12 protein-coding genes and 2 pseudogenes are annotated in these 16,010 nt (G+C 42.8%); 5 read left to right on the top strand and 9 right to left on the bottom strand.

The features are described 5' to 3' along the window. Positions 1-1,758, bottom strand: a pseudogene (locus tag OQJ75_RS20615) (hypothetical protein); the annotation flags it as partial. A 152-nt stretch (positions 1,759-1,910) separates the two neighbouring features. Between OQJ75_RS20615 and OQJ75_RS20610 the strand changes: the two are divergent. Next, a pseudogene (locus tag OQJ75_RS20610) lies at positions 1,911-2,764 on the top strand (IS5 family transposase); the annotation flags it as partial. A gap of 561 nt (positions 2,765-3,325) precedes the next feature. Beyond that, positions 3,326-3,529: a pyrophosphatase gene (locus OQJ75_RS20605; protein WP_102462594.1), complete on the top strand. Its 204-nt coding sequence runs from the start codon at positions 3,326-3,328 to the stop codon at positions 3,527-3,529. 454 nt (positions 3,530-3,983) lie between these two features. On the opposite strand, the gene OQJ75_RS20600 is transcribed toward OQJ75_RS20605, so the two are convergent. From OQJ75_RS20600 to OQJ75_RS20585, 4 genes are all read right to left on the bottom strand, one after another. After that, positions 3,984-5,027, bottom strand: coding sequence for a GMP reductase (locus tag OQJ75_RS20600; protein ID WP_265974414.1), 1,044 nt, complete (start codon positions 5,025-5,027; stop codon positions 3,984-3,986). Between the two features lie 879 nt (positions 5,028-5,906). After that, entirely contained in the window at positions 5,907-6,344 is a 438-nt protein-coding gene (locus OQJ75_RS20595; RefSeq protein WP_102433974.1) for a PAS domain-containing protein, read from the bottom strand. A gap of 1 nt (position 6,345) precedes the next feature. Next, positions 6,346-7,350, bottom strand: coding sequence for a response regulator (locus OQJ75_RS20590; protein ID WP_010430576.1), 1,005 nt, complete (start codon positions 7,348-7,350; stop codon positions 6,346-6,348). A gap of 335 nt (positions 7,351-7,685) precedes the next feature. Further along, entirely contained in the window at positions 7,686-7,931 is a 246-nt protein-coding gene (locus tag OQJ75_RS20585) for a hypothetical protein (protein WP_029223306.1), read from the bottom strand. Between the two features lie 226 nt (positions 7,932-8,157). Between OQJ75_RS20585 and OQJ75_RS20580 the strand changes: the two genes are divergently transcribed. Further along, positions 8,158-8,595, top strand: a complete 438-nt coding sequence (locus OQJ75_RS20580; RefSeq protein ID WP_248391759.1) for a Spy/CpxP family protein refolding chaperone — start codon at positions 8,158-8,160, stop codon at positions 8,593-8,595. 405 nt (positions 8,596-9,000) lie between these two features. Here the strand turns inward: OQJ75_RS20580 and OQJ75_RS20575 are convergent, their stop codons facing one another. Continuing rightward, entirely contained in the window at positions 9,001-10,353 is a 1,353-nt protein-coding gene (locus OQJ75_RS20575) for an MATE family efflux transporter (protein WP_265974415.1), read from the bottom strand. A gap of 100 nt (positions 10,354-10,453) precedes the next feature. Here OQJ75_RS20575 and OQJ75_RS20570 point away from each other — a divergent pair, with 100 nt between their 5' ends. Continuing rightward, positions 10,454-11,428 carry a LysR family transcriptional regulator gene (locus tag OQJ75_RS20570; RefSeq protein ID WP_265974416.1) on the top strand — a complete coding sequence of 325 codons (975 nt, stop codon included), beginning with the start codon at positions 10,454-10,456 and terminating at the stop codon, positions 11,426-11,428. Between the two features lie 104 nt (positions 11,429-11,532). Here the strand turns inward: OQJ75_RS20570 and OQJ75_RS20565 are convergent, their stop codons facing one another. After that, positions 11,533-12,933: an alpha-amylase family protein gene (locus OQJ75_RS20565; RefSeq protein WP_265974417.1), complete on the bottom strand. Its 1,401-nt coding sequence runs from the start codon at positions 12,931-12,933 to the stop codon at positions 11,533-11,535. Between the two features lie 362 nt (positions 12,934-13,295). Between OQJ75_RS20565 and OQJ75_RS20560 the strand changes: the two genes are divergently transcribed. Further along, complete coding sequence (locus tag OQJ75_RS20560; RefSeq protein ID WP_265974418.1) at positions 13,296-14,195, top strand: DMT family transporter; 900 nt, start codon at positions 13,296-13,298, stop codon at positions 14,193-14,195. Positions 14,196-14,293: 98 nt separating this feature from the next. Here the strand turns inward: OQJ75_RS20560 and OQJ75_RS20555 are convergent, their stop codons facing one another. Together OQJ75_RS20555 and OQJ75_RS20550 are read right to left on the bottom strand one after the other, a co-directional pair. Further along, entirely contained in the window at positions 14,294-14,713 is a 420-nt protein-coding gene (locus tag OQJ75_RS20555; protein ID WP_017065925.1) for a VOC family protein, read from the bottom strand. A gap of 204 nt (positions 14,714-14,917) precedes the next feature. Further along, a complete protein-coding gene (locus tag OQJ75_RS20550; protein ID WP_265974419.1) occupies positions 14,918-15,811 on the bottom strand; it encodes a DMT family transporter in 894 nt (297 codons plus the stop codon). Between the last annotated feature and the right edge of the window lie 199 nt (positions 15,812-16,010).

The raw sequence follows: 16,010 nt of genomic DNA, 5'->3' as shown, positions 1-16,010 counted from the left end.
ATCAGGCAGTCCATCGTTGTCATCATCCAAGTCAGCATTATTACCTTGACCATCGTGATCAGTATCAATCGTTTCGGTTTTATCTAATGGGAAAGCATCGTCCTTATCAGAGACACCATCACCATCGGTATCACTTAATAATGGGTTTGTACCGTTTTCTATTTCGACAGTATCAGGCAGTCCATCGTTGTCATCATCCAAGTCAGCATTATTACCTTGACCATCGAGATCGGTATCAATCGTTTCAGTTTTATCTAATGGGAATGCATCGTCCATATCAGAGACACCATCGCCATCGGTATCGCTTAATAATGGATTGGTGCCATTTTCTGTTTCGATTGTATCAGGCAGTCCATCGTTGTCGTCATCCAAATCAGCATTATTACCTTGACCATCGAGATCGGTATCAATCGTTTCGGTTTTATCTAATGGGAAAGCATCTACACGATCTGGCACGCCATCGTTATCATCATCATCATCCTCTGAATCCGGTTGATTATCACCATCCGTATCAACTGAACATACGCCTTCATCATCTTTAGAAAAGCCATCAGCACACGTAGACGGTACTATCGGTGTTGCATCGATTAATTCTGATTTTGTAGGATCTAATGGAAAGTCATCTTCACTATCTGGAACACCATCGTTATCATCATCGTCATCCTCAGAATCCGGTTGATTATCACCGTCCGTATCAACTGAACATACGCCTTCACCATCTTTAGCAAAGCCGTCAGCACACGTAGACGGTATTATCGGTGTTGCATCGATCAATTCTGATTTTGTAGGGTCTAATGGGAAATCATCTTCACTATCTGGTACACCATCGTTATCATCATCGTCGTCTGCATTATTACCAATATTGTCTGAATCTGTATCTAGCCATTCATTTTCATCTAATGGAAAAGCATCATTCGCATTAGTTACACCGTCGTTATCAGTATCGGCTACACATATAGTCGATCCATCAACACGAATGAAACCATCACCACAGTCTTCATTTTCATCAATAGGAATATAAACAGGCGGAAGGTCTCCAATATCTATATTGTTTTCATCTGAGTTTGCATAATCAATTGAGGTTTTTATCTCAGCATTAACTTGAATCAGTTCATCTGTAAAATCTGAATTTTCTGCAGGTTCTTGAGATATCGCTGAAGTTTCTGCCGGCGTTTCAGGTAGGACACCGGACGCAACAATATTAGTAGCTGCATATAAAGCGTCGTCATGACCACTTTCAATATAATCACCAAGAACATCTTTAGGATTAATACCTAAGGATATGGCGACTTGAACTATCGCAGTATCTAAATCATTGCCACTTGAGGATAGGCTTTTACTTTTTGCTTTAGATTGCAATAAATCTAAATGCACTAAAGTAGATAACGGAGTAATTATATGCTCACCTGCAGGTGCAGACATTACATAATCTAACGCGACTAAATCATTAGTTGATTCATCAATAGTTAAAAGCTTATCTGCCTGTACAACGACCGAAAATGAAGATGGCTCATCAATATCTGTCACATCAAGTACAGCTAAACCCGAATCACCTGAAGTCGAGATTGGTTCATCATTGTCATGTACAAAATTACCATTAACATCTAACCAAACTTTGGCATCATTAAGGTACCCATCAATAACAGTTACATTTATCTCCTGAACTTGAGGCATAGAATCGGTAGAACTACCTTCCCCCCCACAGCCGCTCAATGTAAAAGCTGACACAGCTACAGTTAAAACTTTTTTAGCAAACACAGATATACCTTTGTAAACAGACACTTAAATCCAACTTCAACATTGATAAAAAACACATGATTCACAATTAAAGAAGAATGATGTTACGAATAGAATTTAAAAGATCATAACATTAATAAGGGGTGTTGTCCTTTATTATTTAACAGGTATATTGGGCGGAGTACAATAAGGCTCTTTGTAAACGAGGTTCGGTTACGTTCTGGATAGATGCAAAACACATCATGGCAAGCGTGGGAGAGGCTTTCAGTACTCTGATACAGCGATTGAAACTGCCTTGATGATTAAGGGTATCTTCTCTCTTCCATTACGAGCTCTTCAAGGCTTTATCGACTCTATCTTTAAGTTATTGGGGGTTCCACTCACGTCCCCTGACTACACCTGTATCAGTAAACGCTCGAAGACAGTTCAAGTCAAATATCGTAATAAGTCTAGAGGGGCTATTCGCCATATAGCCATTGATTCGACTGGCTTTAAAGTCTTTGGAGAGGGTGAGTGGAAAGTGAAAAAGCATGGTGCAGAAAAACGTAGAACATGGCGCAAACTGCACTTAGCTGTAGACGTAGATACTCACGAAGCTATTAGGGCGGAAGTCAGTCTTGTAAATGTTGGAGATAGTGAAGTGTTACCGACGTTACTCAACCCACTACGCAGAAAGGTCGCTGCCGTATCTGCCAATGGGGAATATGATACAAAAAATTGCCACGATACTCTGAAAAATAAAGGCCGCACTCCGTTAATACCGCCTCGAAAAACAGCAGTTCTGTGGGAAAACGGGCATCCCAGAAACGAAGCGGTAACAGTTCTGAAAAATGGGACAATAGCGGAGTGGAAAACTGAGTCTGGTTATCACTCTCGTTCAATATCTGAAACCGCAATGTCCCGATATAAAAGACTAACAAGCGGTAAATTGAGCTTGAGATGTTACGACGCTCAAGTGGGCGAAATCATGGCGAATGTCAAAGCGATTAACAAAATCATAGGACTAGGTATGCCTGTTAGAAGCTAACGGCTAGCGATGCATGGTGTCGTTGATCTTCAAGCTGATTTGATCAACAACGCCGGTATATTGAATAAAATATCAGTTAACGACAAGTGTGGCCTAGATCAAAAGGAATACTATCTATAAACCCTCACTTATTTAAGGTTAAGTGTTTTTTATACTATCAGTCATACATTCATTAATATAGGCTTTAACAATAAGCCTCACTAACTGTATTGATAAGTAATACTGGCCACTGTTTTATATTTATACCTCACATAAGAAAATCTATAGCAAATTGATACAAGTATATTACGGCCGATAAAATGCTCTAACGCACTTTGGGGCATTTTCACGCTAGAAAATGCCATGTATTAAATTTCAGATTGTGACGCTTTTGGACAGAAATGTGTTTCGGAGAACCAAGTATTAGCAAATCACGAATTAGCATAAGTATGGAAAGTCACTAAGCTCACTGTCCTGTATTATTTTCACACAAATCTGACATTGATGAATGCCATAAGCTATCGATATAAACATCGATATATTGTATTATTACATCCGTATTTATACTTATTAGGATTTTCTATGTTGATTCACGAATTTTCGAATAAGGACGTTACCGCTGAGCATGTAATTTTAGCTCAAGCAATACTAGCAGGGACTGCTCAAGGTGATAAAAGTAAAGCACAGCGCTTTATGATTTTTGTAAATGAGATTCCCGATGCGCCGACTGTGCAAAACCTGATTCCACGCTTTGGTCAATTTATGAAGCGCTTTAAAGCCAGCTGACATTCAGAATACGTTACACAGGGATGTGTAATTAAGATCACCAATTCCCCCCTAACCACTACCTACTTTTAAACTCTATCTGGCCTTATGCTCGATCTAGATCTAGCCATTGTTGTCGGAGGACAATAGCGTTTGATCAATTTTAAAAACGTTTCTGGACAGAAATCAGTTTCGCAAATCAGAACATTAACATGTCATGAATTACGTGAAGTATGGAAAAGTCGCTTAACTTGATGTCTAGCATTGATGATGCGGATCAGTTGGATGAACGTCTATCATTCAAACAACTCATATACGTTTTTTTGCATCACGTACTCGATAGGTTTTGCTTCCCATCGGAACACCAGTACTTAATATCATCCATTTAAAAACCAATTAGTTATTCCGTAAAATTCCAAAAAAAGAGCCGCTAAAAAGCGGCTCTTGATCTTCAAATTATTCGAATCCGTTCAGATTACTCTTTACCGAATACGTTGTTCTCTTGCTCTTGTACACGGATGAAAGTCGTACGCTTAGTTAGCTCTTTAAGCTTTGCTGCGCCTACGTATGTACAAGTTGAACGTACACCACCAAGGATGTCAGAAATTGTGTTGTGAACTGAACCACGGTATGGAAGTAGAACAGTTTTACCTTCCGCTGCGCGGTACTTAGCAACACCACCTGAGTGCTTGTCCATAGCCGACTGAGACGACATTCCATAGAACTTCATGTATTGCTTACCGTCTTGCTCTACTACTTCACCGCCTGACTCAGAGTGACCAGCTAGCATGCCGCCTAGCATTACGAAGTCAGCACCGCCGCCGAACGCTTTAGAAACGTCACCCGCACATGAACAGCCACCGTCACCGATGATCATGCCGCCAAGGCCGTGTGCTGCGTCGCCACATTCGATGATCGCAGAAAGTTGAGGGTAACCTACGCCTGTTTTAACACGTGTAGTACAAACAGAACCAGGGCCGATACCAACCTTAACGATGTCTGCGCCAGCTAGGATTAGCTCTTCAACCATGTCACCTGTTACAACGTTACCCGCAGAGATAACTTTTGTCGGGAATTCAGCACGTACTTTTTGTACGAACTCAACAAGGTGCTCTGAGTAGCCGTTAGCGATATCGATACAGATGAATACGAACTCTTCGCTAAGCGCCATGATCTTCTTAACTTTCTCGAACTCAGCTTCAGACGTACCTGTTGATACAAAAACGTTGTTTAGAGTTTTCTTGTCTGCTGTTTTAGCAAACTCAGCCCACTGCTCTACTGTGTAGTGCTTGTGTACTGCAGTCATAACACCGTGCTCTGCTAGAGCAGTTGCCATTTCAAAGCTTGCTACCGAATCCATGTTAGCTGCAATTACTGGAGTACCAGACCATTGACGACCGCTATGCTTGAATGTAAAATCGCGGGTTAATTCAACTTGAGAACGGCTCTTAAGGGTAGAACGCTTCGGACGGAAGAGTACATCTTTGAAACCTAACTTAAGTTCTTGTTCGATACGCATGGTGTTTTCCTTGATTCATAAAATTATGTGTCTCTCGCGAAATGCGTAGTAAAACCGTTGGCAGACGAGTTTACTTTTCTTCGGACACAAAAAAACCGGAGCGTTGGCAGACGCTCCGGTTTTCAGCATTATAGGTCGTGATTTACTAACAGCAAGTCTGATATTTCATTTTTTTTTATGCTATCCTCTCGAAGATTCCATATCTAGTAAAACCTCCCAAGTAATACTTTCCTACTAAACTCTTACTAATTAACAACTTAGCGAACCAATCACGCAAACGCTGTCGGTTTATTGCGCAATCGTTTTCCTTTCTTGTTCACACAATATCGACTTCATTTAGCAAATATGTGAAGAAAGTGCCTCGATATCACATAAAAATCACACTTTTCTCCAACAAAAAAATGCCTTTTTTCTTAAATAAATTCGATTTTTTCCAAATTATTTCTGTTTTCGACCAAATTCAGCAAACTCATCGCGCTGTTGGCTAGCATCAAGTAGTAAAAATACACCTCAATTCGCTCTATCTTGAAGGCACGATTCATTTGGTTTTTAAAATTCAAAGTTCGCCCTCTATTAAAAGCCACCTAAAACAACAAAATTTATAAACCACTAACAGCCGAGATCATGCTTCTTTGCCACCTAGCAGTTCATTCCATCGAGATTCTAAAGGGAAAAGGTTCGAACAAAGAGAGTTCGCTGAGCTGAAAAACAGAGTAAATGGTGGGGATTTGTAGTGAGCAGACGAAAAAGATCGAAGCCTTTAAGGTCAATTGAAGAATAGAAAACAAAAAAATGACTAAGGTGATTCACCTTAGCCATTTCTATTTGATGTTTGAATTGTTGTTGCCAAGCTATTGAGTCATAGAACTAAGATAGGCTCTAGCCCTTATTAGACATCAAGGCTTCTGCCGTTGCATCCTGAATAGACAAGAACAATGAGGTAACTTGGCCTGTTGGCGAGCGCATCGGGTTAAGCGTCACGTTCTGATACATGAAATCGGCCTGTTGGGTTACAGGCCTAACGTTACGACACTTAAACAGATAAGGCCTTTGTTGCCATGTAATGAAGCTGCGACAGCCTAAATCGTAAACCGGCTTAGTCTTAAGCCTAAACCACTCTTCAGGGATTTCAGGGAACAGTTCAAAGATAGACTTACCAATCGCATCATGCGATTGCTTACCGCTATGGTGCGTCATGAAGCCATTCCAAACTTGTACCTGAAAGTCACGGTTAATGACCACCAGCCCCATATCGACGTTTTGAACCATGTCCACCATCCAGTGGAACTGTTCAAATTCAGCAGGAAGATTCAGCATATTAAAACTCCTCCATTAGGTAGGCCAATTTGTTGTCTAGAAGAGGCAAAGACTCATCAACGAACATAAATAGAAGGTCACAACGGATGGACGTGCCGTCGATGTTGTAGCTGACTTCGAACGTCATGGTCTTTTTAAATGAGCCGCTAGTATTTTCGATGACCGAGTCGATCGAGATATGTTGGCCTAGTAGAACAGGCGAACTCTGGAAGAAACGAACTTCTGATTGCTCCCCTAACCCATTCAAGAATGAGCCGACTAAGATGTTCGATACATCCATCAGCAGCTCTAGTTCTTCTAGCTGCTCGCTTTCTGTTGGCACCTTCATGAGCTTCTTAAGGTCGCTCACACTGGAATCACTCAACAAAACTAGCGCTTCACCTGCAATGCCTTCTCCGCTAAAGCCTTGGCAAACACCCGATACTTGGTCGTTGTCTGCTAGGTCACGAAGTGCCATGTGCAATTCGCTCACTTCGAAGATGTTCACATTCGGCAATGGTAAGTGAACAAATACATTAAAGTGGCGCGCTAATGCATCAGCTGCACGGCCTATCGCAACGTTCGCCACTTCCATATAGATGTCACGTCGGCGAAGTATTGGGAGCTCTAAAGGTGAAGGCGTAATGAGTTGAGGCTGTTTTGGTGGCTCAACATGCTCACGTAAAATGGCTTTTAACGCTTCTTTATCAATCGGCTTTTGCAAAAACGCTTTAGCACCAAGGTCCATGACCTTCTGCTGCGCTTTTGGTTGGATATCACCAGAAACAACCACAACAGGCGTGGTATCACCTAAACGTTGCATCTCTTCCAATGTGCCATAGCCATCTAATTCCGGCATAGTGAGGTCGAGGAACATCAGTTTGAACTGGTTTTGAGCGAGCTCTTCAAGTGCATTAAGCCCATGAACAGCAAAAGTTATATCTGCATTTAGAGAACTAGGCAGTGATCGAGCCATCTGCTTCCTTGCTAACGCAGAATCATCACATATAAGAACTGGGAACGACATAAATGCACCACCGACAAATTAAAGCTAATTCGGACGAGTGTAACAGAACATTATGGTATCAGGTACGGGGTGAATGGATTTATATGTAGATTATTAGTAAGAATGATGAAACAAGCAGGTGAGCTATTAACTCGCATTATTCTTTATGAAAAACAATATGCTACAAAGATAATAACAACTCGATATTGTGGAGTATTAACACTATTTTATTAAATCAAAGCCTTAATAAGTCGGTTTATTAAGGCTCGGTTTGCTCATACATTTATCGCTTCTATATATCCAATACAAGAGAGCGAATACAAGATGTCTTATACATCAGAGTAAATGTAAACAAGCTAGAACTGGTATGACGGCCATAGGATCAGTAATGCGAAACGTATCACCACAGCAAACACCAATAAAGCGATGCCTAAACGGTACCATTTGTATTCCGCAATATTCATTGGGATACGCTTGTAAAACATAGTAATCACGCCCTTCCAATCGCTACTGCGTCTTCCATATTGCATCATGCTCGTCAAAACAAACAGTGCGCCAAGCACTAGCATCCCTTTTTCAGCCCAGAACAATCCAACTTCCATTTGTGTAATCCTTGATAAAACGGTGAGCAACTCAAATCATTCTAGTCACCTTTGTTCGATGTTTCTGTAAGACCAAGGTCTAACTCGTTCTGTGTCCACGAGAACATATCTTTCTGAATATAGGTTTCTTAACATAACCAGTTGGACGAACTAAACTGAACAGCGTGTTCATATCGAGTTCAGCTTGCTCACCTATACTCTTGTTTCCACTAACAGGAGAAACTCAATGAAATCACTGAAAAAGTCGCTTTGTGTATTAACTGCTTCAGCTTTACTCGTTACCGCTCCGTTTGTGAGTGCGTCAACACCACAACAACCGCCACAGCCAGCGCTTAGCCCACTGCAAATGGTTATTGCTTCTTTGAATCTAACCGAAGAGCAACAAGCGGAAGTGTTCTCTCTTGTTGAAGATTATCAATCCGATCGAACAGAGATTGATATGGATAAAGCGATAGAGCTTAAGAAAAAACAGATCTCCCTAGTAACTCAGCCAGAATTCGATGAAGCTGAGATGGAAAAGGTCATTGATACGGTTCAAGCAACCGAAAGGTCGATGGTGATGCAAGAGATGCGTCTTAAGAACAACATTTACAATGTGTTGACTGAAGAGCAGAAAGAGCAATTCAAAACCATGATGAAGTCTGCGCTGTCTGGTGGAAAGTAGTTTGGTAGAGAATAGCCTGGTGATAAGTCATCTGGTAGAAACTAGCGACCCCTCATCCTGATATTGATTCACTCCCCCCAAGAATCTATTAGGGCGTGTTGATCTTTCGAGCTGATTTTTGCAGCGAGTTGCTGGGTATTTATACAAGGCAGAGACTTTGATGTGTAGCTAGCCTACATGAGAAGCCGATAACGCAGTAGAAATGACCAGCAAACGCTGCCCAGAGGGTTCGGCTAAAAGCGTTTTACTCTTTGTTGAGGGAGATTTGCTTAGAATGACTAGGCTACTTCTCCCTCGCCGCGATTAAAACGCTTTTATCTCGAACAAAATTTAACCACGAAAGATCAACACGCCCTAGATAAACTAAAGCCACATTGCTGTGGCTTTTTTGCGTTTCAATTAAGCTTAAGAGTAAGCTGAACAATCCAAACCCGACGTCTTGCTGTTCTTGTTAAGCACGACCATCAAATGGATAAGCAGCAGAATACCTGTCACACCTAAGCCAACACCAATCCCGCCCCAGATTCCGGCAAGCTCGAATTTTGGCATCAAGTACCAAGCAGCAGGCAGGCCAAACGCCCAGTAACCAATCGCTGTCATCACGGTTGGCATTGAGACAATTTTCATCCCTCTCAACAGGTTAATCGCCAGTAGTTGCCAAGCATCAACAATAAAGCACAGAGCAACGACCCAAATAACTGAAGCCAACAGTGAGGTCATCGCACCCGTGCCATCGTCTAACTTGAAGATAGAGGCGATCATCTCAGGCCATATGATAAACACAACCGACAACGCCACACTCAACACCGACACCAATATGAAGCTTTGAATCGAAGTTCTCTTTATCCCTTCGTAGTTACCCGCGCCAAAATCACGACCAACCAAAATCGCCGCAGCTTGTGAAAAACCAAAATTGAAGTTCCAAGTAAAGCTTAAGCATTGCAGCAGGATTTGGTGCAAGGCTAACGAAGCAATACTGATCGTCCCTGCCATCAAAGTGCCGCCGTAAATTAAACCGTGCTCAAGTAACGCCGCCAAACCGATAGGTAAGCCCATTAACAACAATGGGCTCATCAATCTAATAGAGTACTCTTCGGTATTGAGCCAAGGGGCGAACTGTTTGAATTCGTCACGTTTGAACACCCAAACCGTGTATCCAACCATCACGATAAATGCCGCGATAGCCGTGCCCAAGCCCAAGCCTGTTAAGCCCATATCTAACTGGAACGTGAGGAAGTAGCTCACTGGTACATTCAGAATCACAGTGATAATCGACATCACGAGAATAGAACGCACATTACCAAACGCACTGGTTAAGCCACGCAGCACCAACAAGATAAGTGAAGGCAACATCACCCATTTTAGGGCATGCACATATTCCATCGCTAAGGTGATCACTTCTTGAGGTTGTTTCGCCGCTTCCAACACCAGCGGAGCAAACCAGAAGCTCGCCATTAAGGTCACGCTGAGCACGAATGCCAACATGGTTGCGCCTTTCACCGCCAATCTAATTTGAGTATTACCAAATTCTGGACGTGCGACGCGCTGACCATAAGCAATAGCGATCAAGTTCGCGACACAACCGACTGTGCTACTCGCAATAATAAAGATGAAGAAGTAAATAGAGGCACCTAAGCCACCAGCCGCAAGGGCTGGCACGCTGATTCGCGACATCATCCAAACGTCAGTAAGGACTAAAGCCATGGATATCAGCTGTGAAATGATCAAAGGGAATGCAAGAGTGAGTATTTTTTTCATGAGCGCCTCAGTTAATTTCGCCCAAAATACGATCGATGGGGCTGGCGTTCAATTGATAAATTTGCGACTCTAACATTCCAAAAACTCATGCGAACGAATTATGACCCCATATCCTAGCTTGCCATCATCCCATAATGGATTAAAAGCCTTCGAAGCGGCTGCAAGACTGATGAGCTTTACGTTGGCTGCCGAAGAGCTGCATGTGACACAAAGTGCGATCAGCCGTCAGATCAAACAGCTTGAAGATGAGCTGAACGCATCTTTGATCATTCGGAAGCATCGAGCGATTGAATTAACAATGCAAGGTCATGATTTGTATGTCGCTTTGCGTGAAAGCTACGGCAACATCGAATCGGTTATCGCTTCTTGGAGTGAGCCGAAACAGAAACGTATCGTGATAAAAGCAACCTTAAGCTTCGCTACGCGCGTGTTGATCTCTAAGGTTCGCGAATTAAACGAACGTTACTCTGATTACGAGATCGTGATTGTTCCTGTAATTGAAGAAGATGAAGCAATCAACAGCAGCGAATACGACTTGTTGATCTTCCACACTCGATTCAAAAAACGCTATGACAACGCGCCTGACATCACTTTCTTGCGTGAAGAGTTCATGGCGCCAGTCTGTTCTACTAGCTTAACGAATTCTGCCAGTTTAAATAATAAAGATACTGACCTCGATTCGATCTTAACCATGCCAAGGCTACACCCGACCTTAGATCACCATGATTGGAAAGTATGGTTGGCCGATGTCGAATTCCCACCGAAGAAGCCTGTCAGAAATACCAGCTTCCTATCTTTGGATATGGCACTCAGTGCCTGCTTATCCGGTGAAGGCGTGACGGTGACGGATCTGCTTTTGGTTTTGCAGGATCTGCAACGCGGTTTCTTGTATTGCCCAGAGAATGCCAAGATCCAGAACAGTGCTTGGACCTATTTCATCCACCAGCGCACTCACTCACCTGTGATCAGTGGTTTGATTGATTGGCTTAAAATAGAGACGGCGAAAGAGATCGAATTGTTGAAAGTGCTATCCCATCAAAATCATTGGTCTGGTGTTATTGAAGACCAGCACTAAACACAAGCTTGCGCCAAATGAATAAGCCGCAACATGTGCTGCGGCTTATATTAATGAAGTCATCGTTCTTCGTTTAAATGGCTAAGTGGCTTAACTCGATAGCACTACAACTTAAACATACGCGCACTGCGTGGTGGTAAGTTGAAGGTGTGATAACGAGAGGTCACGGTTTCTGTCGCGCTGCTTAATACGTCTTTGTATTGAACATTCCAATTGAACTCATGCTGGTAAGTATCTACTGTCACGCCACGCGTTTCGCCACACTTGTTAATACCAACAACGCCTTCTTTGCCACGCTTGAACAGCAAAGTACATTGGTCGCTCCAAATCATGGTCATTGATTTGCCTTGCATCGCGTTGTGGAAGCTCAACATGTTCTTCATTGTCGAACTATTCCAAACATTGCCCCAACGACCGTTATCCTTATCTTCAGAATCAGGAAGATCATCGCTGTAGATCAACGGTGTGCCACCATCTTTACCAAGGATATAAGCGTAAGCGAGCTGCTCATCTTGTGGATCCATGATCTGATAACGGAAGCCGTCATTAGTTGGAATATCATGCGTGATGGCGAAAGTGATCGAGCGGTTATCATCCAAAGCTTGGCCGTACGCTTTTGGATCATGCAGTTGGTTTAAACCGCCGCTCATAGAGAAGGCAGATCGGATCGAAGCAAACAATGGGAAGTCATACGCAGAGTGATTGGTGTTGTTTAAGTATGGCGCTAAGAATGACTCATAGCCGCCGTTCCCTGCTCCACCACTGGTAATCACCTCACCAAACACGTGCATGTTCACTGTAATTTCAGACGTAAACACTTGATCGATTTGGTACTGGCTCATGTGTTTCACTGCATCAATACGGAAACCTTTGATGCCCATGTCCTTTAACGCTTTCAGGTATAAACGCTGTTGTGACACGACCCAGTTGTTTGGATCCAGATCTGGAAGACCCACATCACCATCAGCCCCACACAAACGCCAGTATTGAACATGGCCAGGATCGTTCCAATCTGAAATACAGCCCGCGGCATGGAAATCGTTAGCCGAGACAAAACCTTGTGCTAGGTTGCCAAACAGAGTTTGGTCAGCATAGTAGCTTGAACGGCTAGCATAATCGGTTAGCACTTCAGTGCCCGGGTAATCCAAATCACTTCGCTTCCAGCTTTCATTCGCCATATGGTTCAGTACTACATCGGCGTAAACATCGACGCCCACAGCTTTGAGTGCGGTGATCATTGCGGCCAAATCTTGTTTATTGCCCAAAGGAGAATCAATGGTACGCAAATCCTGAGGCTGGTAACGTGCCCACCATTGGCTGCCACTGGATTTCATTGCCGGAGCAACCAGCACTTTCTTATAACCGGCTTCGGCTATTTGGTTGGCATTGGTTGTTACATCTGAATACCTCCAGTTGAAAGCATGCAGAATGGTGTCGGCATAAGTGGCTGAACTAAAAGAGCAAAGCGCGAGTGTGGATATGAGTAGGGTATTTATTGGTTTCATAGAACATATCTCCCATTATAAATTCATAAGAATGATATGAGTGATAAAGACAATTAAAACGACGGATAAATCAGAGTTGAATTAGCGTCACCTTCTGTTGATATTGATTTTATAAATTTGAGCGATGTTCGATCTTATGTGAGGAAAATAGGATGCTCGTTTAATGATCTTTTCAACGAATTAAATACCCCAACAAGATGTCACGTGCTCATAACAAAGTGCAAAATTAAGCTTTAATCTATTGTGCGCCAAAAGACAAATGAGAATTAATTGAATCAAGTTGACGAGAACAAGACAAAGACTTTGGTCGCCTCTCCTAAACTAAGCTATCATTCCTTCTCCCTCTACCGATTGATATTTTTATGCCTTCTTTCTCTTTTTCAATGATCCCTATTGGGGTTCGATTCATGATCCTTTCTGCTTTTGGATTCGCACTGATGTCAGCTTGTGTGAAATACATCAGCAACTACGGCATACCTGTATTTGAGATCGTTGCAGCAAGGGCGTTGGTGTCATTGATCATCAGCTACATCGACGTAAAACGAAAAGGCATTTCGATCTGGGGTAATAACAAACCTCTGTTGTTCGTTCGAGGCGCAGTCGGCACCGCAGCACTGATGTGTGTTTACTACGCCGTGACCACGTTACCATTAGCAGAAGCGACCATTCTACAATACGTTCACCCAGTATTTACCGCTTTGCTAGGTGTGTTATTCCTGAAAGAACGCGTCCAAAAATCGACCATGATCTGCATTGCATTCTGTCTTGCAGGACTATTAGTAATGGTACAACCAAGCATGAACAGCGGCGCAAGCAGCGAATTGCCTTTGTTCAGTATTATGGTGGCGTTATGTGGCGCGTTTGGTAGCTCAATCGCTTATGTGATTGTGAGAAAGCTGAGCCAGACGGAAGACAGTTCTGTCATCATCTTCTACTTCCCACTGGTTGCCCTGCCAATATCGACAGCCCTTATTTGGAACGACTTTGTATGGCCAAGCCTATTCTTAACCGTGATGTTAGTGTTAGTCGGGATTTTCACGCAAATCGGCCAATACGGTTTGACCAAGGCAATGCAGACACAAGCAGCGGGCAAAGCTTCGGCTTACTCTTACGTTCAGATTGTCTTCTCGGCACTATTAGGCGTGTGGATCTTTAATGAAATCCCATCGGTTTGGACTTATCTGGGTGGTGGATTGATTGTCACTGGTGCGCTCATTAACGTGTTTGGTAAACAGCTATTAGTACCGTTCAAGGCTAAATAAGTAACCCACTCAATATCAGCTAATAAATAGAATCTAAAAAGGGCATTGCGGAATATTCCACAATGCCCTTTTTCATTTCTTCTTACCTAACTATTCCGCTAGCTTGTAGCATTGCGCAGTTTAGGGTCATCACTTAGGTATTCAACGAACTCGATTTCAAAGCCTGCCGGATCCACAAAGTAGACATTTTTTCGATAAGGTTCTTCGGCACCGGGTTTGGCAATAGGGAAGCCCGCATCAATAAGACGTTGAGTGACGCTTTCGATATTATTGGTCACATAAGCGAAGTGTGCGAGGCCAACAGAATGCCCTGCCAAATCTCTATTTTCGCCCTCACCGTGATCGCTCAATGCGATATATTGGTATTCGTCACCAAAATGCAGCCAGTTACGTGGCTTGCCTGACCATTCACCTTTTCCTTCATCACGGACATACCAATGAGGGAACGCCGCTTTATAGAAAGTCAGCATTTCAGGGATGTCTTTGACGACTAAATTCACATGTTCAAGTTGGATCATTCTTCTCTCCTTAAAGTATTCTCGTAAGCAACGTTGCACATACTAATAGCTCAAGTTAAGTTGAGGTAAAGCATTAATTTGCATTTATTTCGAGAACGTTCTTAGAGCTTAAATCATCTTATTTTGATGCCATACAAATCTAAGTTTAGACGACCTCTGCCAATGTGACGTTTTTGGAATACGGAGTAACTGAAAGACAAGCTATTATGACTTGGGCTGATTGACCTCAACATCAAGTGGCGCTCTGCTCTTCAAGCTAAAACACTTCTTCCATTTAATCGGCATCATAGGAATAACGATGAGGCTGATGCCAACCAGCGTTAGGATGTCTGGAATCTCATCAAACCACATCACGCCAAATAGCGTCACAAACACCAATCCTGAATACTCTGCGAGTGCAATTTGGTTTGCCGGTGCTTTTTTATATGCCACAACCACCAGCGCATGATACCCAAGTACGAACAAGTTGATTGCCATGATCCAACCAACATGGCGCCATTCGATCGCGGACCATGTTGGCAGTGCGAATACTAGCGCGAGCGGCAACGTCATCACGCTAGTCCAAAATAGAGTCGAGATAATATGTTGCTCTGCGTTCAGACGCTTGATCAAGATGTTACCCACTCCCATTGCTAGCGCGCTGCCTAAGCCTGCAATCGCCGCCCAATGAAATTGCTCAGGGCGTAAAACGATCAATACGCCGACAAAGCCAATCAGTGTCGCAACCACTTTTGATGATGTTGGCCTTTCTTTCAACAACACAATCGAAAGAGGAAGCATAAGGATCGGTCCAACATAGAACATCGCGTTTGCTGTCGCCAAAGTAAGGTGCGTGATGGCTATCATCGCGCAACCACTTCCCACTAAGATAAATTGAGCTCGTAAGAAGTTAATGCGACAGCCACCTTGCATACGCGTCTCTCTCGGTAACTTTAACCAAAATGGAAGTAACAAGATCACGCTCAATACTTGACGGATAAACACATACTGGAACGTAGGGACTTCACCATTCAGTATCTTCAACGATACGTCTGAAAAGGACGCAAGTAGGTTTGCGAACACCAAAAGCAAAATGGCGTGGTTAACAGCTTTATTCATACGGAAGCAAGGCTACATATTTGTCATACAATTATGGGCGCACATCATACATGAGAATTTAAAATAAGTAAGAACAAAGTTATTGAGATTGGATTAATGCAATTTTGGATCAAGATTCGACGACTAAATCACCGCTCTCAGCCCTACATTTTCCCGTATTAATATTCCCTTATTGACTGATACATCAAGTTACAAATCG

The sequence above is a fragment of the Vibrio sp. 14G-20 genome, from assembly GCF_026241515.1.
Taxonomy (GTDB): Bacteria; Pseudomonadota; Gammaproteobacteria; order Enterobacterales; family Vibrionaceae; genus Vibrio.
This window is presented reverse-complemented; position numbering and strand designations above follow the sequence as displayed.

What these genes read in the sequence shown, in the direction of transcription:
- OQJ75_RS20590 (WP_010430576.1), bottom strand. Translation starts at nt 7,350, where the DNA reads ATGTCGTTCCCAGTTCTTATATGTGATGATTCTGCGTTAGCAAGGAAG.
- OQJ75_RS20585 (WP_029223306.1), bottom strand. Translation starts at nt 7,931, where the DNA reads ATGGAAGTTGGATTGTTCTGGGCTGAAAAAGGGATGCTAGTGCTTGGC.
- OQJ75_RS20565 (WP_265974417.1), bottom strand. Translation starts at nt 12,933, where the DNA reads ATGAAACCAATAAATACCCTACTCATATCCACACTCGCGCTTTGCTCT.
- OQJ75_RS20570 (WP_265974416.1), top strand. Translation starts at nt 10,454, where the DNA reads ATGACCCCATATCCTAGCTTGCCATCATCCCATAATGGATTAAAAGCC.
- OQJ75_RS20595 (WP_102433974.1), bottom strand. Translation starts at nt 6,344, where the DNA reads ATGCTGAATCTTCCTGCTGAATTTGAACAGTTCCACTGGATGGTGGAC.
- OQJ75_RS20550 (WP_265974419.1), bottom strand. Translation starts at nt 15,811, where the DNA reads ATGAATAAAGCTGTTAACCACGCCATTTTGCTTTTGGTGTTCGCAAAC.
- OQJ75_RS20605 (WP_102462594.1), top strand. Translation starts at nt 3,326, where the DNA reads ATGTTGATTCACGAATTTTCGAATAAGGACGTTACCGCTGAGCATGTA.
- OQJ75_RS20560 (WP_265974418.1), top strand. Translation starts at nt 13,296, where the DNA reads ATGCCTTCTTTCTCTTTTTCAATGATCCCTATTGGGGTTCGATTCATG.
- OQJ75_RS20580 (WP_248391759.1), top strand. Translation starts at nt 8,158, where the DNA reads ATGAAATCACTGAAAAAGTCGCTTTGTGTATTAACTGCTTCAGCTTTA.
- OQJ75_RS20575 (WP_265974415.1), bottom strand. Translation starts at nt 10,353, where the DNA reads ATGAAAAAAATACTCACTCTTGCATTCCCTTTGATCATTTCACAGCTG.
- OQJ75_RS20600 (WP_265974414.1), bottom strand. Translation starts at nt 5,027, where the DNA reads ATGCGTATCGAACAAGAACTTAAGTTAGGTTTCAAAGATGTACTCTTC.
- OQJ75_RS20555 (WP_017065925.1), bottom strand. Translation starts at nt 14,713, where the DNA reads ATGATCCAACTTGAACATGTGAATTTAGTCGTCAAAGACATCCCTGAA.